Annotated in this window: 20 protein-coding genes; 7 read left to right on the top strand and 13 right to left on the bottom strand. The window is 69.4% G+C overall.

Translation table 11 applies throughout. The features are described from left to right. Positions 1-105: 105 nt before the first annotated feature. Positions 106-777 (top strand): bifunctional 4-hydroxy-2-oxoglutarate aldolase/2-dehydro-3-deoxy-phosphogluconate aldolase, encoded by a 672-nt coding sequence (locus J0695_RS00775; protein WP_242552037.1) that lies wholly within the window; start codon positions 106-108, stop codon positions 775-777. Then, entirely contained in the window at positions 774-1,736 is a 963-nt protein-coding gene (locus tag J0695_RS00770) for a sugar kinase (protein ID WP_206959031.1), read from the top strand. The genes J0695_RS00775 and J0695_RS00770 overlap by 4 nt, the downstream gene beginning before the upstream one ends. A 48-nt stretch (positions 1,737-1,784) precedes the next feature. On the opposite strand, the gene J0695_RS00765 is transcribed toward J0695_RS00770, so the two are convergent. Further along, the gene (locus J0695_RS00765; protein WP_206959030.1) at positions 1,785-2,942 is read right to left on the bottom strand and encodes an acyl-CoA dehydrogenase; all 1,158 of its coding nucleotides are present in this window, start codon (positions 2,940-2,942) and stop codon (positions 1,785-1,787) included. 170 nt (positions 2,943-3,112) lie between these two features. On the opposite strand from J0695_RS00765, the gene J0695_RS00760 reads away from it, so the two are divergent. After that, entirely contained in the window at positions 3,113-4,438 is a 1,326-nt protein-coding gene (locus J0695_RS00760; protein ID WP_206959028.1) for a UDP-glucose dehydrogenase family protein, read from the top strand. 186 nt (positions 4,439-4,624) lie between these two features. Here the strand turns inward: J0695_RS00760 and J0695_RS00755 are convergent, their stop codons facing one another. Next, positions 4,625-5,170 carry a CGNR zinc finger domain-containing protein gene (locus J0695_RS00755; RefSeq protein ID WP_206959026.1) on the bottom strand — a complete coding sequence of 182 codons (546 nt, stop codon included), beginning with the start codon at positions 5,168-5,170 and terminating at the stop codon, positions 4,625-4,627. Positions 5,171-5,257: 87 nt separating this feature from the next. Here J0695_RS00755 and J0695_RS00750 point away from each other — a divergent pair, with 87 nt between their 5' ends. Beyond that, complete coding sequence (locus J0695_RS00750) at positions 5,258-5,620, top strand: VOC family protein (RefSeq protein ID WP_206959024.1); 363 nt, start codon at positions 5,258-5,260, stop codon at positions 5,618-5,620. Positions 5,621-5,672: 52 nt separating this feature from the next. Here J0695_RS00750 and J0695_RS00745 read toward each other — a convergent pair whose 3' ends face one another. Genes J0695_RS00745 through J0695_RS00735 form a run of 3 tightly spaced genes read right to left on the bottom strand, consistent with a single transcriptional unit; the run spans position 5,673 to position 8,540 of the window. Beyond that, positions 5,673-6,860, bottom strand: a complete 1,188-nt coding sequence (locus J0695_RS00745; protein WP_206959022.1) for a dipeptidase — start codon at positions 6,858-6,860, stop codon at positions 5,673-5,675. Positions 6,861-6,867: 7 nt separating this feature from the next. Beyond that, the gene (gene purE / locus J0695_RS00740) at positions 6,868-7,392 is read right to left on the bottom strand and encodes a 5-(carboxyamino)imidazole ribonucleotide mutase (RefSeq protein WP_206959021.1); all 525 of its coding nucleotides are present in this window, start codon (positions 7,390-7,392) and stop codon (positions 6,868-6,870) included. Then, on the bottom strand, positions 7,389-8,540 hold the full coding sequence (locus tag J0695_RS00735) for a 5-(carboxyamino)imidazole ribonucleotide synthase (RefSeq protein WP_372445676.1): 1,152 nt from the start codon (positions 8,538-8,540) through the stop codon (positions 7,389-7,391). The genes purE and J0695_RS00735 overlap by 4 nt, the downstream gene beginning before the upstream one ends. A gap of 103 nt (positions 8,541-8,643) precedes the next feature. On the opposite strand from J0695_RS00735, the gene J0695_RS00730 reads away from it, so the two are divergent. After that, positions 8,644-9,171, top strand: coding sequence for a GtrA family protein (locus J0695_RS00730; protein WP_206959019.1), 528 nt, complete (start codon positions 8,644-8,646; stop codon positions 9,169-9,171). A gap of 1 nt (position 9,172) precedes the next feature. Here J0695_RS00730 and J0695_RS00725 read toward each other — a convergent pair whose 3' ends face one another. Further along, positions 9,173-10,462: a sensor histidine kinase gene (locus tag J0695_RS00725; protein WP_206959017.1), complete on the bottom strand. Its 1,290-nt coding sequence runs from the start codon at positions 10,460-10,462 to the stop codon at positions 9,173-9,175. 15 nt (positions 10,463-10,477) lie between these two features. After that, entirely contained in the window at positions 10,478-11,155 is a 678-nt protein-coding gene (locus tag J0695_RS00720) for a response regulator transcription factor (RefSeq protein ID WP_206959015.1), read from the bottom strand. Positions 11,156-11,627: 472 nt separating this feature from the next. Here J0695_RS00720 and J0695_RS00715 point away from each other — a divergent pair, with 472 nt between their 5' ends. Beyond that, a complete protein-coding gene (locus tag J0695_RS00715; protein ID WP_206959013.1) occupies positions 11,628-13,154 on the top strand; it encodes a peptide MFS transporter in 1,527 nt (508 codons plus the stop codon). 69 nt (positions 13,155-13,223) lie between these two features. Here the strand turns inward: J0695_RS00715 and J0695_RS00710 are convergent, their stop codons facing one another. From J0695_RS00710 to J0695_RS00685, 6 genes are all read right to left on the bottom strand, one after another. Further along, positions 13,224-14,549 carry a hypothetical protein gene (locus tag J0695_RS00710; RefSeq protein ID WP_206959011.1) on the bottom strand — a complete coding sequence of 442 codons (1,326 nt, stop codon included), beginning with the start codon at positions 14,547-14,549 and terminating at the stop codon, positions 13,224-13,226. A gap of 14 nt (positions 14,550-14,563) precedes the next feature. Further along, positions 14,564-15,664 carry a hypothetical protein gene (locus J0695_RS00705; protein WP_372445675.1) on the bottom strand — a complete coding sequence of 367 codons (1,101 nt, stop codon included), beginning with the start codon at positions 15,662-15,664 and terminating at the stop codon, positions 14,564-14,566. Then, entirely contained in the window at positions 15,661-16,581 is a 921-nt protein-coding gene (locus tag J0695_RS00700) for a COG1470 family protein (protein WP_206959009.1), read from the bottom strand. Before J0695_RS00700 ends, J0695_RS00705 begins: the two co-directional genes overlap by 4 nt. Positions 16,582-16,597: 16 nt before the next feature. Further along, positions 16,598-17,257: a peptidase gene (locus J0695_RS00695; protein WP_206959007.1), complete on the bottom strand. Its 660-nt coding sequence runs from the start codon at positions 17,255-17,257 to the stop codon at positions 16,598-16,600. Between the two features lie 141 nt (positions 17,258-17,398). Continuing rightward, complete coding sequence (locus tag J0695_RS00690) at positions 17,399-17,878, bottom strand: ATP-binding protein (RefSeq protein ID WP_206959005.1); 480 nt, start codon at positions 17,876-17,878, stop codon at positions 17,399-17,401. A gap of 72 nt (positions 17,879-17,950) precedes the next feature. Continuing rightward, positions 17,951-18,319, bottom strand: a complete 369-nt coding sequence (locus J0695_RS00685; protein ID WP_206959003.1) for an STAS domain-containing protein — start codon at positions 18,317-18,319, stop codon at positions 17,951-17,953. A 253-nt stretch (positions 18,320-18,572) separates the two neighbouring features. Here J0695_RS00685 and J0695_RS00680 point away from each other — a divergent pair. Further along, the coding region (locus J0695_RS00680; protein ID WP_206959001.1) for an RNA polymerase sigma factor SigF at positions 18,573-19,429 on the top strand (857 nt) is incomplete at its 3' end.

The following is a 19,429-nucleotide window of genomic DNA, read 5'->3' as shown; positions in this document are numbered from 1 at the left end:
GGGGGTCCGGACGGTCCCGCCCTCCGGGCCCCTTTCCGGTGGCCGGAGGGCCGGACCGTATCGTGCCGTCCGAGGCAGGCGTCCCGAACCACCGGAAAGCAGCAGATGAACGACGACCCGATGCAGCCCACCCGTCCCACCGCCGGCGATCTGGCCCTGCGCCAGAACCTCGAGCGCCACGGTCTGGTCGCGATCCTGCGCAGCCGGCGCCCCGGCGCCCCGCTCGTCGAGACCGTGCGCACCCTGATCGAGGCGGGGGTGCGCTGCGTGGAGATCACCCTGCCGACCCCCGGCTCGCTGGAGGCCGTCGCCGAGCTGCGCTCCCCCCTTCCCGAAGGGTGTCTGATCGGCGTCGGGACGGTCACCGAGTCCCACCAGGTGGAGCAAGTCGTCGCGGCGGGCGGGCAGTTCATCGTCAGCCCGGTGTACGAGCCCGGCCTGATCCTCGCCGCCAGGGGCAAGAACATAGGCACCCTGCCCGGCTGCTTCACCGCCACCGAGGCCCTCGCCGCATGGCGTACGGGCGCGACCGCGGTGAAGCTCTTCCCCGCCGAGCCGCTCGGCCCGGGTACGGTCGCGGCCCTGCAGGGCCCGCTCCCCGAGATACCCCTGGTCCCGACGGGCGGAGTGGGCCTGTCCGACATACGCCCCTACCTGGACGCCGGAGCACTCGCGGTCGGCGTCGGTTCCCCGCTCGTCGGGGACGCCCTGGACGGCGGCTCGCAGGCCGAACTCCTCGTCCGGGCACGGAAGTTCGTCGCCGAGGCCGCCTCATGACCGGCACCGGTCTGGTCACCCTCGGCGAGACGATGGCCGCACTCGCCCCCGACCGCATCGGCCCGCTGCGCCACGCCTCCACCCTCGGCCTGGCGGTCGCGGGCTCGGAGTCGACGGTCGCGATCGGTGTACGGCGCCTGGGCCACCCCGCCGCCTGGATCGGCCGGGTCGGGGCGGACGAGCTGGGCGAACTGGTCACCTCCCGGCTGCGCGCCGAGTCGGTCACGGTGCACGCCACGGCGGACCCCGCGGCCCCCACCGGCCTGATGCTCAAGGAGCGCCGCACCGCCGCGCTGCGCCGTGTCCACTACTACCGGGCGGGCTCGGCGGGCTCACGCCTGACCCCTGCCGACCTCCCGGCCGGCCTGATCGAGTCCGCGGACCTCCTCCACGCCACGGGCATCACCCCGGCGCTCTCGGACACGGCCGCGGCGTCGGTACGTACGGCCATCGACCGGGCCCACGCGGCCTCGGTCCCGGTCTCGTACGACCTCAACCACCGCAACCGGCTGTGGAGTTGGGAAGAGGCCCGCGCCTTCACGCTCCCGCTCCTCCCCCGCATCTCGCTGCTCTTCGCGAGCGAGGACGAGGCGGAGCTGCTGCTGGGCCACGAGCCCGGGGCGCACTCCGCGGAGACCCTGGCGCAGGAGCTGCGCAAGCTGGGTCCCGAGACGGTGGTGATCACCATGGGCGCGGACGGCGCCGTGGCCGCGGACTCCTCGGGCACGACCCGTATCTCCGCGGTCCCGGTCCCGGAGATCGACCCGGTGGGCGCGGGCGACTCCTTCGTGGCGGGCTACCTGGCGGCGCTGCTTTCGGGCGCCGACCCCGGGGAGCGCCTCGACCAGGCGGCCAGGGTGGCGGCCTGGTCGGTGGCGACGGAGGGCGACTGGGAGGGCCTGCCGACAGCGGCCGAACTCCCGCTGACGGCAGCCCCGCCCGGCACGGTGGCCCGTTGACACAGGCAAGGGGCGCCCCGGAGGGCGCCCCTGCGTGCCGCCGTTCGGTTACGGCAGGTTGCGGGCCATGACGATCCGCTGGACCTGATTCGTTCCTTCATAAATCTGCGTGATCTTCGCGTCGCGCATCATGCGCTCCACCGGGTAGTCACGCGTGTAGCCGTACCCGCCGAGGATCTGGACCGCGTCCGTGGTGACCTCCATCGCCACGTCCGAGGCGAAGCACTTGGCCGCCGCGCCCGCGAAGGTCAGGTCGCTGTCACCGCGCTCCGACTTGGCGGCTGCCGCGTACGTGAGCTGGCGCGCGGCCTCGATCTTCATCGCCATGTCGGCGAGCATGAACTGGATGCCCTGGAAGTCCGCGATCGGCTTGCCGAACTGCTTGCGCTCCTGGGCGTAGCCCTTGGCGTAGTCGAGGGCGCCCTGGGCGATGCCGAGCGCCTGGGCCGCGATGGTGATGCGGGTGTGGTCCAGGGTCTTCATCGCCGTGGCGAAGCCGGTGCCCTCCTCGCCGATCATGCGGTCGGCGGGGATGCGCACGTTGTCGAGGTAGACCTCGCGCGTCGGGGAGCCCTTGATGCCGAGCTTCTTCTCCGGGGCGCCGAAGGAGACTCCCTCGTCGCTCTTCTCGACGACGAAGGCGCTGATGCCCTTCGAGCGCTTGGTGGGGTCGGTGACCGCCATGACCGTGTAGTACTCGGAGACACCCGCGTTGGTGATCCAGCGCTTCACGCCGTTGAGGACCCAGAAGTCGCCGTCGCGTACGGCCTTCGTCTTCATGCCGGCCGCGTCCGAGCCCGCGTCGGGCTCGGAGAGGCAGTAGGAGAACATGCCGTCGCCCTTGGCCAGGGGGGTCATGTACTTCTTCTTGAGGTCCTCGGAGCCGGAGAGGATCACCGGGAGCGAGCCGAGCTTGTTGACGGCCGGGATGAGAGAGGAGGAGGCGCAGACGCGGGCCACCTCCTCGATCACGATGACCGTGGCGAGCGCGTCGGCGCCCGTGCCGCCGTACTCCTCGGGGACGTGCACGGCGTGCAGGTCGGCCGCGGTCAGGGCGTCGAGCGCCTCCTGCGGGAAGCGGGCCTCCTCGTCGACGGCCGCCGCGAAGGGGGCGATCTTCGCCTCGGCGAGGGAGCGGATCGCGTCGCGGAGCATGTCGTGCTCCTCGGCCGGGCGGTACAGGTCGAATTCGGGCGAACCTGCCAAGGTTGTTCACTCCCCAGGGATGTTAACTACCGTTTAGTAACTTCATTTTAGTGTGGGCGCAAGGTGGGGGGATACGTGAGCTTCGATACAGCGGGAAACGTGTCCCATGAGGTGCCCGGATATGCTCGGGCCCGCACTCTTGTCCGTACGTCACGCCCCAGGAGCACCGCATGGCCCTCAAGATCACCGTGATCGGCACCGGATACCTCGGTGCGACGCACGCCGCGGCCATGGCCGAGCTGGGATTCGAGGTGCTCGGGCTCGATGTCGTACCCGAGAAGATCGAATTGCTCTCGCAGGCACGCGTGCCCATGTACGAACCCGGGCTCGAGGAGATCCTGCAGCGGCACGTCGCCGGGATCGAGGGGTCCAGCGGGCGGCTGCGGTTCACGACCTCGTGGGAAGAGGTCGGGGAGTTCGGGGACGTTCACTTTGTGTGCGTGAACACCCCGCAGAAGCACGGAGAGTACGCGTGCGACATGTCGTACGTGGATTCCGCCTTCGCCTCGCTGGCACCGCACCTGAAGGCCGGCTCGCTGGTCGTCGGCAAGTCCACCGTGCCCGTGGGGTCCGCGGCACGGCTGGCCGGGACGCTCGGCGAGGGCGTCGAGCTCGCCTGGAACCCGGAGTTCCTGCGCGAGGGGTTCGCCGTCAGCGACACCCTGCACCCCGACCGGATCGTGGTCGGCGTGGAGAGCGAGCGGGCCGAGAAGCTGCTGCGTGAGGTCTACGCGGGGCCGGTGGGGGAAGGGTCGCCGTTCGTGGTGACCGACTTCCCGACGGCCGAGCTCGTGAAGACCGCCGCCAATTCGTTCCTGGCGACCAAGATCTCGTTCATCAACGCGATGGCCGAGGTGTGCGAGGCCGCCGACGGCGATGTCGTCAAGCTCGCCGAGGCCATCGGGCACGACGAGCGCATCGGGAAGAAGTTCCTGCGGGCCGGGATCGGCTTCGGGGGCGGCTGCCTGCCCAAGGACATCCGCGCCTTCATGGCGCGCGCCGGGGAGCTCGGCGCCGACCAGGCACTGACCTTCCTGCGCGAGATCGACTCGGTCAACATGCGGCGGCGCGGGGCCATGGTCGAGATGGCACGCGAGGCGCTGGGCGGCGGCTCCTTCCTGGGGAAGCGGGTCGCGGTGCTCGGCGCCACGTTCAAGCCGGACTCGGACGACGTACGGGATTCGCCCGCGCTGAATGTGGCGGGCCAGATCCATCTGCAAGGCGGTCAGGTGACCGTGTACGACCCGAAGGGGATGGAGAACGCCCGGCGGCTCTTCCCGACGCTCGCGTACGCGGACAGCGCGCTGGACGCGGTGCGGGGCGCGGATGTCGTCCTGCACCTGACGGAGTGGCAGGAGTTCAGGGAGCTGGACGCGGCGGCGCTGGGCGAGGTCGCGGGCGAGCGGATCATGCTGGACGGGCGCAATGCGCTGGACGCGGTGGCGTGGCGGGAAGCGGGTTGGACGTTCCGGGCCATGGGGCGGCCTCGGGCCTGACCGGCGGACGGAGTCCGGCGCAGCCGGCCCGAAGCCCGCGAGGCGCCCCGGCGCCGAACGGTGCGAGGACGGCGTCAAGAAGAGGCCGCGGTGGCGTGGCGGTCGGCGGGCTGGGCGTTTCGGGCCATGGGGCGGCCGCGGGCCTAGTCAGGGGGGGCGGCACGCGACCTTCGGCCGCGTATGTCCTCAATCGCCGGACGGGCTTGAATTGCCCGTCGGGCTTGAACTGCCCCTCGGGCTTGAGCGGGCTTTGCGGGCGCGGTAGGTGCGCATTTTGGCTCGGCTGCCGCAGACCGCCATCGTGCACCAGCGGCTGCGGCCCGCCGGGCTGCGGTCGTAGTACGCCCAGTGGCAGTCCTCGGTCTCACAGGCCTTGAGGCGGGCCCAGGTGCCGTCCGCCGCGGCCGTGGCGATCGCGGCCGCGATACGGGACGAGAGCACGGCCGGGTCCGCGGGAGTCAGGACTGCCGTGCCCTCGGCGTCGAACGTCAGGAGCAGGGGCGCCGCCGACAGCAGCCGTGTCAGTCCGGCTCCCGCCTCCGGGACGTCATGGCCCGCGTGGGCGCGGCAGACGGCGCGCAGCGCTTCGCGGAGTTCCGCGGCCTCGGCGAGTGCGGCGCCGGTCAGGGAGAACTCCGCGGCGAGGCGGTCGTCGCCGGTGTCGATGCTGAGGGTGTTCACCAGCGTCTCGATCAGGGCGAGGCCGCCGGGTGCGGGAGCTCTGTCATTCATGTTGCGACGTTACCTCTTATGCGGCACCATGCAGTAACGGTTACCGGTTGATCGAAGGTACTGGTAACACTCTCCGGGGAGAAAATCATGGCTGTCGCCAAGTTCGGCTCCGTCGTACTGGACTGTCCCGACCCGCGCGCACTCGCCGACTTCTACATCGGAGTGCTCGGCGGCAGAGTCAAGGCCGCGGACGACCAATGGATCGACATCGAGGGGTACGAGGGGACGGCGCTCTCGTTCCAGAAGGCCCCGGGTCACGTGCCTCCGAAGTGGCCCACCGCGGAGGCCTCCCAGCAGTTCCACCTCGACCTGGACGTCGTGGACCTGGACGCGGCGGAGGCCGAAGTGCTCGCCCTGGGCGCGACACTGCTCGAAAAGGGGCCGGAGGGGCGCACCTGGCGGGTGTACGGGGATCCTGCGGGGCACCCGTTCTGCCTGTGCGTCGGCTGACATCGCTGCGGGGGTACGGAACTCGGTTCCGTACCCCCGTCGACTGCCCTACTCAGCTGTCCAGTTGGTCCAGCGTCGCGTTCGACGGGCCGCGCTGCGACTGGAGGTCGCGGGCCACGTCCTCGGCCGCGCGCAGGGCGCGGACCGCGTTCTGCCAGGTGAGCTTCGCCAGGTCGGGCGTGGACCAGCCGCGGCCGATGAGCTCCGCGATCAGGTTCGGGTAGCCCGCGACGTCCTCGAGTCCGGCCGGGGTGAAGGCCGTTCCGTCGTAGTCGCCGCCGATGCCGATGTGGTCGACGCCCGCGACCTCGCGCATGTGGTCGAGGTGGTCGGCGATCGTGGAGACCGTGGCCATCGGGCGGGGGTTGGCCGCCTCGAAGTCCGCGTGGATCTTCATCGCGTCGGGCGTCGTGTCCAGGTGGTGCAGACCGTGGGCGCGCATGTTGTCGTCCGCGCGGTTCGTCCAGGCCACCGCCTCGGGGAGCACGAACTTCGGGACGAAGGTGGCCATCGCGACACCGCCGTTGGCGGGGAGCAGGGCCAGGACGTCGTCCGGGATGTTGCGCGGGTGGTCGCAGATCGCGCGTGACGAGGAGTGGGAGAAGATCACCGGCGCCACCGAGGTGGCGAGCGCGTCGCGCATCGTGGTCGCCGCCACGTGGGAGAGGTCGACCAGCATGCCGGTGCGGTTCATCTCCCTGACCACCTCATGGCCGAAGGGCGTGAGGCCGCCCGCCTTCTCCACGTCCGTCGCCGAGTCCGCCCACGCGGTGTTGTCGTTGTGGGTGAGCGTCATGTAGCGGACGCCGAGCGCGTGGAACGCCCGGAGCGTGGCGAGGGAGTTGTTGATCGAGTGGCCGCCCTCGGCGCCCATGAGGGACGCGATACGGCCCTGCGCGCGGGCCGCCTCCATGTCGTCGGCCGTCCACGCGCGCACCAGGTCGCTCGGATAGCGGGTGACCAACTGGCCGACGCAGTCGATCTGTTCGAGCGTGGCGCTGACCGCCTCGTCGCCGGTCAGGTCGGTCTGTACGTACACCGACCAGAACTGCGCCCCGACCCCGCCCTTGCGCAGCCGGTGGATGTCGGTGTGCAGCGCACCCTGCTGGTCGCGTGCGATGTCGAGCTTGTCCAGGTCGTAACGGACCAGCTTGCGCAGCGCCCAGGGGAGGTCGTTGTGACCGTCGACGACCGGGTGGGTGGCGAGGTGTTCGAGGGCCGCCGTCAGGTGTCGGCTCATCGCGGGCCTACTTTCCGAATCCGAAGGAGTCCGCGCCCTCGACCTTCGCGCGCAGCCGCCGGCCCTTCTCCGTCGCCTGGTCGTTCAGCTCCTGCAGGAACTCCCCCATCTTCACCATGAGTTCGGGGTCCTGGACGGCGAGGATCCGCGCGGCGAGCAGACCCGCGTTGCGCGCGCCGCCGACCGAGACCGTCGCGACAGGGACGCCCGCGGGCATCTGCACGATGGAGAGGAGGGAGTCCATGCCGTCGAGGTACTTCAGCGGGACGGGGACGCCGATCACCGGCAACGGGGTGACGGAGGCCAGCATGCCCGGGAGGGCGGCCGCTCCCCCGGCACCCGAGATGATCACCTTGAGGCCGCGTCCCGCCGCCTCGTCGCCGTACGCGATCATCTCGCGCGGCATCCGGTGCGCCGAGACGACGTCGACCTCGTACGGGATCTCGAACTCGTCCAGGGCCTGGGCCGCGGCCTCCATCACGGACCAGTCGGAGTCCGAGCCCATGACGATGCCAACAAGGGGAGAGGTCATTCTGTGATCGTTCCTCGCAGGTAGCCGGCTGCGTGACGGGCGCGCTCCAGCACGTCGTCCAGATCGTCGCCGTAGGTGTTGACGTGCCCGACCTTGCGGCCCGGCTTCACGTCCTTGCCGTACATGTGGATCTTGAGCTGTGGATCGCGGGCCATGCAGTGCAGGTAGGCCTGGTACATGTCCGGGTAGTCGCCGCCCAGCACATTGCACATGACCGTCCACTTGGCCCTCGGGCGCGGGTCGCCCAGCGGGAGGTCCAGGACGGCGCGGACGTGGTTGGCGAACTGCGAGGTGATCGCGCCGTCCTGCGTCCAGTGGCCGGAGTTGTGCGGGCGCATGGCGAGCTCGTTGACGAGAATGCCGGGAGTCCCGTCCTCGCTGCGGGTCTCGAAGAGCTCGACCGCGAGGTGACCGACGACGCCGAGTTCGTTCGCGATACGGAGCGCCAGCTGCTGGGCCTCGCCGGAGAGCGCCTCGTCGAGGCCGGGCGCCGGGGCGATGACCGTGTCGCAGACGCCGTCGACCTGCTGGGACTCGACGACGGGGTACGCGACCGCCTGGCCGTGCGGGGAGCGGACGACATCGGCCGCCAGCTCCCGTACGAAGTCGACCTTCTCCTCCGCGAGGACGGGCACGCCCGCCCGGAAGGGGTCCTCGGCGTCGGCCGGCGTACGGACGAACCACACGCCCTTGCCGTCGTAGCCTCCCCGGACCGTCTTGAGGATCACCGGGAAGCCGCCCACCTCCTCCGCGAAGGCCGCCGCGTCCGCCGGATCGCTCACGATCCGGTGGCGGGGGCAGGGCGCGCCGATCTCGGTGAGTTTCGCGCGCATCACCCCCTTGTCGTGGGCGTGCACCAGCGCATCGGGCCCCGGACGGACGACAACGCCGTCCGCCTCCAGGGCCCGCAGGTGCTCGGTGGGTACGTGCTCGTGGTCAAAAGTGATCACGTCGCAGCCGCGCGCGAAAGCGCGCAGCGTGTCCAGGTCGCGATAGTCGCCGATGACGACTTCGCTCACCACCTGGGCCGCCGAGTCCTGAGGGGTGTCACTGAGGAGCTTGAATCTGATGCCGAGGGGGATGCCCGCCTCGTGGGTCATACGGGCGAGCTGACCGCCGCCGACCATGCCGACTACCGGGAACGTCACGTACTCCAGGGTATCCGCCGTCCGGACGGCCTTCCGACTCGGCCGCTGGTTAGCATGGGAGGACTGACTGCATTCATCTGCCTATCTGGACGGGGCCCCCACCATGAGCGAACGCGGCGCGCTGCGGACGCGGCTGGACCTGCTGGCCCGCGAGATCGCCAAGTTCGGGGCGGTGGGGGCTATCGGTTTTGTGGTCAACGCGATCGTCTTCAACATCTGCGTGCACGCGTTTGACCTGGCAGTTGTCCGCTCCGGCGTGATCGCCACGGTCGTCGCCATCGCCACGAACTACGTCGGCAACCGCTACTGGACCTACCGGCACACCGAGAAGAACAAGCGCAGCCGCGAGCTGATGCTCTTCCTGCTCTTCAGCGGCATCGGACTGGTCATCGAGAACGGCATCCTCGCGCTCTCGCACTACGGCTTCGGGTTCACCTCGACGCTGGCGGACAACGTCGCGAAGAACGTCATCGGGCTCGGCATCGGCACGGTCTTCCGCTTCTGGTCGTACCGCACCTGGGTCTTCAAGGCGCTGCCTGCGCGCGAGGCCGTAGAAACTGCGGAATCCTTTCTGGAGGGTCCCGAGGCCGAGGCCGAGGCCCACTCCGCCCGGCCCGCCCGGTCCACCTGACCTACCTGATCGTCGGTTCGGGCTCGGGAGCGGGTTCCTGCAGGGGGCGTACGCCCTTGCCGTCCCGGCTCAGGAAGAGCGCGAAGACCGGCGGCTTCTGCTGGAGCATCTCCAGGCGCCCGCCGTCCGCCTCCGCCAGATCGCGGGCCACGGCGAGGCCGATACCGGTGGAGTTCCGGCCGCTGATCGTCCGCTCGAAGATCCGCGCGCCGAGGTCCGACGGGACGCCCGGACCCTCGTCCGTGACCTCGATCACGGCCTGGTTCCCGGTCACCCGGGTCCGTACCGCGACCGTCCCTCCCCCGTGCATCAGTGAATTCTCGATCAGCGCGGCCATCACCTGGGCGACCGCGCCCGGCGTCCCGACGGCCCGCAGGCTGGTCTTCCCCGAGCGTACGATCGCCCGCCCCGAGCTCCGGTAGGCGGGCCGCCACTCCTCCAGCTGCTGCTTGACGACCTCGTCGAGGTCGAAGGTGACGGCGGAGCCCGTACGCGGGTCGCGGGAGTTGGTGAGAAGGCGCTCCACGACGTCGGTGAGCCGCTCGACCTGCGTCAGCGCGATCGTCGCCTCCTCCTTCACCGTGTCCAGATCGTCGGTGAGGGTGATCTCCTCCAGCCGCATGGAGAGGGCCGTGAGCGGCGTACGGAGCTGGTGCGAGGCGTCCGCCGCCAGCCGCCGCTCGGCGGTCAGCATGCGGGCGATCCGCTCGGCCGACGAGTCGAGGACATCGGCGACCCGGTCCAGCTCGGGGACCGCGTACCGCTTGTGGCGCGGACGCGGATCGCCGGAGCCGAGGCGCTCGGCGGTCTCTGCCAGGTCGGTCAGCGGGGCGACGAGCTTGTTCGCCTGCCGTACGGCGAGGAGCGTCGCGGCCACGATGGCGAGCAGCGCGACCGCACCGATGATCAGCAGGGTCTTGCCGACCTCGCGCGTGACGGAGGAGCGGGACTCCTCGACGGTGACCCTCTCGCCGCTCTCGCCCTGGGCGGTGCCCCGGATGACACCGCCCTCGGGCCGGGTGCCGATGCGGATGGTGGCGCGGTCGGGGATCTCGATGACCGCGTACCGGGTGGAGACGTCGATCTGGCCCTGCAGTATCTCCGTGGAGACCTTCTCGTGGCCGACCATCCGGCTGTCCACGATGGACGCGAGGCGCTGTGCCTCGGAGTCCACGCTCTCCTGGGCGCTGCTGCTGATGGTGCGCGTCTCGACGATGACGAGCGATACGCCGAAGACCGCGATGACGACGAGGACGACGGCGAGCGTGGAGTTGATCAGTCGGCGGCGCATGGCTGTGGGTCTACGTCAGCTCTTCTCGAAGCGGAAGCCGACGCCCCGGACCGTGGCGATGTAGCGCGGATTGGCGGCGTCATCGCCGAGCTTCTTGCGCAGCCAGGAGATGTGCATGTCGAGCGTCTTGGTCGAGGACCACCAGGTGGTGTCCCAGACCTCGCGCATCAGCTGGTCACGGGTGACGACGCGGCCCGCGTCGCGCACCAGTACCCGGAGCAGGTCGAACTCCTTCGCCGTGAGCTGCAGTTCCTCGTCGCCCATCCAGGCGCGGTGCGACTCGACGTCGATCCGCACCCCGTGGGTGGCGGGCGCGGGGGCCGGGTCGGTGGAACCGCGCCGCAGCAGGGCGCGTACCCGCGCCAGCAGTTCGGCCAGGCGGAAGGGCTTGGTGACGTAGTCGTCGGCGCCGGCGTCCAGGCCGACCACCGTGTCGACCTCGTCGGCGCGGGCGGTGAGCACCAGGATGGGCACGGCGTGCCCCTCGGCGCGCAGCCTGCGGGCCACCTCCAGGCCGTCCATTCCGGGAAGGCCCAGGTCGAGGACGACCAGGTCGACGCCTCCCTGGAGGCCGGCGTCGAGCGCGGTGGGACCGTCTTCCCGCACCTCCACCTCGTAACCCTCCCGACGCAGGGCGCGGGCCAGGGGCTCCGAGATGGATGCGTCATCCTCGGCGAGCAGTACACGGGTCATGGGGGTGATGGTAGTCCGCGCAGGGCCCGGGCCGGGAGGTGATCGACCGACCCTGCGAGTCAGGGATGAGATCCTGTCACTTGCCTTCGAATGTGGGTCACTGGTTCCGTAGGGACCTGTGATCCATATCTCAAGTCCTTCCAAATGCCGCTTGACTACTTTTATGGTGTCCCAACGCCTATAGCACTACTCAGGGGACTTTCGGCGGCTATAACTCGCCAAGAGTCCCTTTTTCTGTACGAGGACGGCTTGCCGTCCTACTGCACTGTGAATGACCTATCGGCCGGGCCCCGCATTCGATGCCGAACGCGGAGCGTGGATCCCGGTGTGGTCTTCCCTCTCAGTCGGACCCCATTCCGGCTGAACCCTCAGGGCGTGAGGCGGGGACGAACACATGCCGGTGCCGGCCACCCCCCACAGGGCGCGTTTCCGCCTACCAGGCGGCGCGTCCCTAGCAAGCAAGGATTGACCCATGGCGACCAGCCTGACGAAGGAAACTCCCGGGGCACCCTCGGGCGATACGACCTTCTTCGGCCACCCCCGCGGCCTGGCCACTCTCTTCATGACCGAGATGTGGGAGCGATTCTCCTACTACGGCATGCGAGCACTTCTGGTGCTCTATCTCGTCTCCGGCGGCGCGGACGCGGCCACCGGAAGCCAGGGCGGCGGACTCGCCTACACCGCCGCGGCGGCCACGGCCATCTACTCGGTCTACGTGGCCATGGTCTACCTCATGGCCCTGCCCGGCGGCTGGTTCGGCGACCGTGTCTGGGGCGCGCGCAAGACCGTGGGCATCGCGAGCGTCGTGATCGTCGCCGGCCACCTGTGCCTGGCCATACCGAGCTCGGCGATGTTCTTCGTCGGTCTGATCCTGGTCGCGGTCGGCTCGGGTCTGCTGAAGGCCAACATCTCCACGATGGTCGGCCAGCTCTACAAGGACCCGAAGGACCCCCGTCGCGACGGCGGCTTCACGATCTTCTACATGGGCATCAACCTCGGCGCCTTCGCCGCGCCCTTCCTCATCGGCATCCTCGGCGAGAAGGTCAACTGGCACCTGGGCTTCGGCCTGGCCGCGGTCGGCATGGCGCTGGGCGCGATCCAGTTCATGTTCGGCTCCCGCCACCTCGCCGAGGAGAGCAGCCGGGTCCCGAACCCGCTGTCGGCCCCGGAGAAGCGCGGGATCATCACCAAGGTGCTCGCGGCCGTCGCCGTGATCGCGGTGTTCTACCTCGTCGTGGCCTTCACCGACGTCTACCGCCTCACGCTGAACTGGGCGCTGCTCCCGATCACCATCGCCGGTCTGCTGATCCCGATCGCCGTACTGGTCAAGATCAAGCGGGACAAGGACCTCAGCGGCGAAGAGCAGACCAAGATGACGGCGTTCATCTACTTCTTCGTAGCCGCCGCCATCTTCTGGATGATCTACGACCAGGGTGCGTCCACCCTGTCGCTCTTCGGCGACACCAGCACCGAGCGGTCCATCTTCGGCTGGGAGATGCCGAACACCCTGTTCCAGTCGCTGAACCCCGGCTTCATCATGCTGCTCGCGCCGGTCTTCGCCGCCCTGTGGATCGCGCTGGCCCGCAGGAACCGCGAGCCCAGCACGATCGTGAAGTTCTCCCTCGGCCTGCTCGGCATCGGTGCCTCGTTCTTCGTCTTCCTCATCCCGATGGGCATGGCGGACGACGGCACGAAGGTCACCATGTGGTGGCTGGTGCTGATCTTCCTGATGCACACCGTGGCGGAGCTGTGCCTCTCCCCGGTGGGGCTGTCGCTCACCACGAAGATGGCGCCGGCGAAGTACGGCTCCCAGATGATGGGTGTCTTCTTCCTCGCCGTCACTGCCGGTGACAGCGTGACGGGCCTGCTCGCCATCGCCGGTGTCGACCTCAACGGTCAGGGCGTCGTCGCCCTGGAGGCCGCGTCCGCCGTGGTCGCCGCCCTCGCGGTCTACATGTACCGCAACAAGGTGCAGTCCCTCATGGGCGACGTCCGCTGACCTCACCCCCGCACGACGGAGGGCCCCGCACCGTTTCCGGTGCGGGGCTCTTTGCCGTACGTACGAGGATCAGCGCATCCCGCGCAGCCTCCGCCACGGTGTGAAGGTGAACACCGCGCCGCCCAGCAGGATCACCGTGCCGGCGACCAGACCCAGCGCCTTCAGGGCGCCGTGGTCATCGGCACCGGTCGCCGCGAGGCCGCCGGAGGCAGTGCCGCCGCCGCTGGCGCCCGCCGACGTCGCGCCGGAGACACCGCCCGCCTGCTTCTTGACGTCGAGCGTCAGGGAGACGCCGGTCTTCGTCGCCTTGCAGGGGATCGTGATCGGGTCGGCCGAGGGGCTCAGCTTGACGACGATCGTCAGATCGCCGGGGCTGACCGTGGCCTTGCCGTCCGCTCCGGGCTTGTAGGTGCCCGTCATGTCGTTGAGCGAGACCTCGTCACCCGTGTCGAGCGCCGTCTTGTTGGCGGCACCTACGACCTTGACCGAGCCGCTGTCCGCGCCACCGATCTTGACCACCATGGACGGCTTCAGAGCACCCGCGGGAAGCGGTGCGGGGCTCTTCATGACGCCCTTGCCCGTCTTCACCGTGAGGTCGTAACTGCTGCCGTTCGCCTTGGCGTTGATGGTCGCCGTGCCGTCGATCTTGGCGGGGCCCGGTGAGGTGCAGGCGAAGCCCGTGGTGATGGTCTTGCCCGGGAAGTCGGTCGCGCCGCCGCTTCCGCCTCCGGTGGTCGAGCCGGCGGTGGTCCCGCCCGTCGTACCGCCGGTGGTCCCGCCCGTAGTTCCCCCGGTGGTCCCGCCGGTAGTTCCTCCGGTGGTCCCGCCCGTGGTCCCGCCGGTCGTGCCGCCCGTAGTGCCGCCTCCGCCGGCCGTCACCTTGATCGTGACCGACGACTTCACCGTCTCCTTCGGGGAGCACTTGGTGTCCGTCGAGATCGGCTTGGAGACGTTGATGTTGTACTTGTCGGCGGTGAGCGTGACGTCGCCCGCCTTCGTCAGTTTCAGCTTGCCCTTCATGTCGGAGAGCACCATCGGGCTCTTCTTGGGGATCGCCGGGTTCGTGCGGGTGCCCGTGACCGCGAGATCCGCCGTCTGGCCCCCCGCCACCTTGATCGTGCCGGTCGGCAGGACCGTGTCCTTCTCCAGGTCGAGGACGTCCGGGTTGCTGGAAGCGGCTTGCGTCGTCTTCCAGACCACGTCGACCTCGTCGCCGACTTTCGCCGTCGCCGGTGCCGTGATCTCCACCTTGGTCGTGCCCTCCACGGGCGGCAGACCGGAGATCGAGGGCGGTATGCACTCGGTCTTGTACGCGACCTCAGCGGCCTGAGCGGGACTGGCGGCCAGCAGCATCCCCGCGCCGCTGAGCATCAGCGCGACTCCCGCCGCACTCATCCTCCGTTGGCTGATCACGTGTTTCCCTTCGTCGTCGGATGGGTCTCAGACGGTGCGGTGTCCGGGGTGAACCACGGCAGAACCGTGGTGGTACGTGTCGCCTCCGGCGAGGAGGCGGCGGGTGTCTGCCGCTGCTCCTTCGGAGTGCGGAACTGCGGCATTTTCACGGTCAGTTCGGAAAGTCGTACGGTCCTGTGGCGGCCCGCGCCCTGTGGCCGTACCCGGTCGATGACGGCCATGCCGATACGGAAGACGGCCGCCGGCACGACCAGGCAGAGCAGGATCCAGAAGAAGGTGACGCCCCAGGGGCGGCCCACCCCCCACGGCTGCTCGATGAGCACCTTGGAGCCGTACTTCATCGCGACCTGGTAGTCGCCGTGCGCACCGGCGGCGAGCTGGACGTCCAGCTTGATCTCCGCCTTCTGACCCGGCTCGATAGTGCCGTGCCACTGCTGGTCCTCCCACTGGGGGGCGAACACGCCGTGCGAGACGCCGAGTTGGAAGACCGGATCCTTGACCGGGGCCGAGCCGAGGTTGCCGACCGTGAAGACCAGCCGGCGGGTCGGCGGGGCGCCGAACCAGGTCAGGACTCCGCTGGAGCCGTCCAGGCGGGTGGCTGCCAGGACGCCCAGCCTGCCGCCGCCGGCGGGGTCGGGGAGCGGGGCGGTGGGATGACCGGCGACCTTGAACACGGTGTCCTCGGCGGCCGCCTGTCCGGTGACCGTCGCCACGTGCACCACGCAGGGGCACGGCTTCGGGGGCTCGGAGACCGGCATCTTCTTGGAGAAGGCGCCCTTGGCGTCGGTGGTGACGGCTCGGCCGTCGGAGTTGGCACAGGAGTTGGTGCCGCCGATCACGCCCCTGCTGGGCTCGGACTGGCCGCAGATCAGCATCATGAGAAGGGCGTTGGGGCGCCAGCCCTTGCCGGTGACGGTGATGTTGCCGCCCTTGCCGGCCTGGGGGGCGGAGAGGGTGACGGTGGGCTTGTCGGCGGCGGACGCCGTCGCGGTGGGCAGCAGGGCGCTTGCCAGCGCGGTGAACAGGGCCAGGGTTACGGCGGCTGCGCGCAGCGAGCCCTTGATTGTGCCTGGCGTGGGCCGAATGGTGCCGCTCACGTTGATGCTCCCGTCTCTGCCAATTCCCGTTCCATGACGCCTGTTCCGTCCGGACCGCCCCTGCGTCGTACGAGCCGGTGCGCGCCCGCCGCCGCCCCGGCCACCAGCAGCCCCGCCCCCGCAAGCAGGCCCCACGGGACGAACGTCGCCGAAGCGTCGCCGCCGGCCGGGGGCGCGCCCTCCGCCGTGGCCGTCAGGTGTACGTCCACCGAGTCCAGCAGCGGCTTGTCCGGCCACTTCTCCGTGAGCGCCACCCGCTGCGCCGGGAGGAGTTCCAGCGGGAGGTTGCGGGCCGGGCGGTTCAGTACGCGGCCGAACACGCCCTCCGCCCGGACCGCCAGACGCGGGGTGAGCGTGGTGTTGCCCCGGTTCACCAGGGTGTAGCGGATCAGACCGGCCGACTTGTCCACCGAGATGTCCTCCACGGTCAGCGCCGACAACGTCGGACCGCTGACCCGCAGTTGGATCCGTACACCCACCTCACGACCGCCCGCCGACGCCACGACCGCCGCCGGGTGGTCGCCAGGCTCCGCCCCGGCCGGGACCGTGATGCTGAAGGGGATGTCCGCCCGGGTGTGCGGCGGGACCTTCGCCGAGGTGACCAGCGGGGTGATCCAGCTGTCGGCCAAAGGGCGCACCGCGAAGGAGCCCGCCGCCGTGTTGTACCCCTGGGCGCCCCGCAGTCGTACCGTCACCGGTTTCGCACCCGGGTTCGTCAGGGACAGCGTGTCCTGCAGTACGGTCCCGGGCGCGCCCTCCAGATAGAAGTACGGCCTGCCGTCACTGCTGGGCCTGGTCCCGCCGCCGGAGGCGGGAGTCAGCGTCCACTGGGGTTCGGAGGCGAAAGCAGGGGTGACGGCAGGGGTGACGGCGAGGGTGAACAGGAGGGACAACGCCAGGAGCACGGCACGACGCACAGCGACAACTCCCTGGTCAGACCCGCTGGTTGCGGCGCGTCAGCCAGAGCACGCCCGCCGTGCCCGCCAGCAGGACCGTCCCGCCGAGCGTGCCGAGGGCCACCACGGAGTCCAGTGGACCGGTCTTGGGGAGCGAACCGCCGCCGGATGAGCTGGTGGAGGTCTCGCCCGATCCCGTGACGGTCAGTTCCAGGGACGGCTTCGGGCTGTTGGAGGGGTTACAGGTCGTGGTCGTACCGAGCGCCTTGATGGTCAGGGTCGAGGCGGTGAGAGTGACCTTGCCGCTGCTCTTGGGCGTGTACGTGCCGGACAAGTCGCTTATTTTTATGGGGGAGTTGGCGGGTATCGCCGCCGAGTTCGTCGGGCCCGACACCTCGACCGTGCCGCTTTCCGCGCCGCCCAGCTTCAGCACCGCGCTCGGCTTCATCGCGCCCTTGCCGAGCTCGACGGGGCTGGAGGAGACGCCTTTCTGGAAGGACATGGTGAGCTTGTAACTGCTGCCGCTCTTCACGCCCTTGATATCGATGGGCGACACCGCGGCCTTGTTCCCGATCGGCGTCTTGCACTGGTAGTTGACGTCCACGACGTCGGCGTGGGCCGCCGGGGCGGCCATCAGCACCACCGAGCCCGCGACCGCAGCTGCCAGCGACATTGCTGTCCGCTTCTGGTACGACACCTCGAGTTCCCCTCATAAGTTACTGACGACACATCAGATTGGGCGCTCAAGGTACGCCGGAGACCTTGGGAGGGGAAGACAAAGAGCGCACCGGATCGGTGCGCTCTCCATACCTTCAAATATGTGCGGATACTCGTGCGGTCACACGGGTGCGGCGAGCTCCGCCCACACCGTCTTGCCCGGCTGACCGGGTGTCCTGACAACACCCCAGTCCAGGCAGAGCCGCTCCACGATGAACATGCCATGGCCACCCGGACGCCCCGACCGGTGCGGGGTACGCGGTGCGGGCTGGCCCGTACCGCGGTCCGTGACCTCAAGGCGGAGCACCTTCCGGCCGCAGAAGACCTGCAGCTCCTCGGGGCCCTCCGCATGGAGGCAGGCATTGGTGACCAACTCGGAGACGACCAGGAGTACGTCCTCAGCGGCGGCGCGGCGGTCGGCGGTGGCAGCGGGCAGCCATCCCCAGTCATGCAGCGCCTGACGGGTGAAGTCGCGCGCGAGCGGCACGACGCCGCTCGCGTTCTCCAGCGACAGTGTGCGCACGGCGGAAGCCGCACCGACACCGGCGCCGCCCGGCTCGGGGCCGAGGTCGCCCGGCGGATGCTGCCGGGTGGTGCTCATCAGCGATTCACCTCACCGATTCACGGGTCATTTCGGGGGCTCCTGCCCCGCCGAATGGTGACAACACTCATTTCACTCGTCGAGTGCGTCGGCGAGGGAGTCGTGGATGGTGAAAACCGCCTCGGCTCCAGTGATCTCGAACACCCTGGCCACCACCGGAAGCATCCCGGCAAGGTGGACCCCGCCCCCGCCCGCCTCGGCCCGCAGACGGGCTCCGAGCAGCACGTTGAGGCCGGTTGAATCACAGAATTCAAGCTGTGAGCAATCGACCACGAGCCGTGTGCGGCCGGCGTCGAGCGCCGCCGCAAGTGGTTCGCTGAGCAGATCCGCCGTGTGGTAATCAAGCTCACCCGCCGGCGTCACGATCTCGCTCAGGCCTTCGGTCCGGCTCTCGACCTGAAGCCGGCCCCGGTTCGCGCTGCCGACCGTGCCCCGGTCCATGTCCGTCCTCTTCGCCGTGTAGTAACTGGTGCTGACGTGCGAAGAACTCTACGCCTTCCGTACGCCGATCGGTACCCGATCAACCCCAACAAGCCAGCCCAATACGGACATTTGGCACTTGCAAGTGTCTGAGCAAAGCGGGTAGGGGTAGTAGAGACACCAATCGCACCGAACGGCTTTGGAGGCGCCGCACCACTCACGGACCACAGAAAAGGCACCGGCTGCCCTATGCCGAGAACGATGGAGGAGACCCATGTCACCCCGGCTCGACGAATCCCGCAGTGATGCGTCGGCAACGCGGTCACACCAGACCCCCATGCCCCACCCGATCGAGAGCGGCCCCGAGGACCTCGCGGAGATCCTGCCGAGCGTGCCGTTCGACGAAGTAGGCCCGCTGGACGCCAGGGCCCTGTCGAAGACGCTGTTCGCGCGTCTCGACTCCCTCGAAGAGGGAACACGCGAATACTCATACGTACGCAACACACTGGTCGAGCTGAACATCGCCCTGGTGAAGTTCGCGGCATCGCGCTTCCGCTCCCGCAGCGAACCGATGGAAGACATCATCCAGGTCGGCACCATCGGCCTGATCAAGGCGATCGACCGCTTCGAGCTCAGCCGGGGCGTCGAGTTCCCGACGTTCGCGATGCCGACCATCGTGGGCGAGATCAAGCGATTCTTCCGCGACACCTCGTGGTCGGTACGCGTACCGCGCCGCCTCCAGGAACTCCGTCTCGACCTTGCCAAGGCGGGTGACGAACTCTCGCAGCAGCTCGACCGCGCCCCCACAGTGGCCGAACTCGCCGAGCGTCTCGACCTGTCGAAGGAAGAGATCGTCGAGGGCATGGCGGCGAGCAACGCGTACACCGCGAGCTCACTGGACTCCCAGCCCGAGGAGGACGACTCCGAGGGCGCGCTGGCCGACCGCATCGGCTACGAGGACCACGACCTCGAAGGCGTCGAGTACGTCGAGTCGCTCAAGCCGCTGATCGCCGAACTCCCGGCGCGCGACCGGAAGATCCTCTCGCTGCGCTTCGTCGCCAACATGACGCAGTCGGAGATCGGTGAAGAGCTGGGCATCTCGCAGATGCACGTGTCGCGACTGCTCTCGCG

Origin of the sequence: Streptomyces beijiangensis (assembly GCF_017315755.1) — a bacterium.
GTDB lineage: Bacteria > Actinomycetota > Actinomycetes > Streptomycetales > Streptomycetaceae > Streptomyces > Streptomyces beijiangensis.
The sequence above is the reverse complement of the archived record's forward strand: the minus strand, read 5'-3'. Positions and strand labels throughout refer to the sequence as shown.

Coding starts and splice junctions, on each gene's coding strand:
- purE (WP_206959021.1), bottom strand. CDS start 7,392: ATGACCTCTCCCCTTGTTGGCATCGTCATGGGCTCGGACTCCGACTGG.
- J0695_RS00770 (WP_206959031.1), top strand. CDS start 774: ATGACCGGCACCGGTCTGGTCACCCTCGGCGAGACGATGGCCGCACTC.
- J0695_RS00730 (WP_206959019.1), top strand. CDS start 8,644: ATGAGCGAACGCGGCGCGCTGCGGACGCGGCTGGACCTGCTGGCCCGC.
- J0695_RS00685 (WP_206959003.1), bottom strand. CDS start 18,319: ATGGACCGGGGCACGGTCGGCAGCGCGAACCGGGGCCGGCTTCAGGTC.
- J0695_RS00725 (WP_206959017.1), bottom strand. CDS start 10,462: ATGCGCCGCCGACTGATCAACTCCACGCTCGCCGTCGTCCTCGTCGTC.
- J0695_RS00745 (WP_206959022.1), bottom strand. CDS start 6,860: ATGAGCCGACACCTGACGGCGGCCCTCGAACACCTCGCCACCCACCCG.
- J0695_RS00710 (WP_206959011.1), bottom strand. CDS start 14,549: ATGAGTGCGGCGGGAGTCGCGCTGATGCTCAGCGGCGCGGGGATGCTG.
- J0695_RS00690 (WP_206959005.1), bottom strand. CDS start 17,878: ATGAGCACCACCCGGCAGCATCCGCCGGGCGACCTCGGCCCCGAGCCG.
- J0695_RS00775 (WP_242552037.1), top strand. CDS start 106: ATGAACGACGACCCGATGCAGCCCACCCGTCCCACCGCCGGCGATCTG.
- J0695_RS00755 (WP_206959026.1), bottom strand. CDS start 5,170: ATGAATGACAGAGCTCCCGCACCCGGCGGCCTCGCCCTGATCGAGACG.
- J0695_RS00750 (WP_206959024.1), top strand. CDS start 5,258: ATGGCTGTCGCCAAGTTCGGCTCCGTCGTACTGGACTGTCCCGACCCG.
- J0695_RS00715 (WP_206959013.1), top strand. CDS start 11,628: ATGGCGACCAGCCTGACGAAGGAAACTCCCGGGGCACCCTCGGGCGAT.
- J0695_RS00720 (WP_206959015.1), bottom strand. CDS start 11,155: ATGACCCGTGTACTGCTCGCCGAGGATGACGCATCCATCTCGGAGCCC.
- J0695_RS00760 (WP_206959028.1), top strand. CDS start 3,113: ATGGCCCTCAAGATCACCGTGATCGGCACCGGATACCTCGGTGCGACG.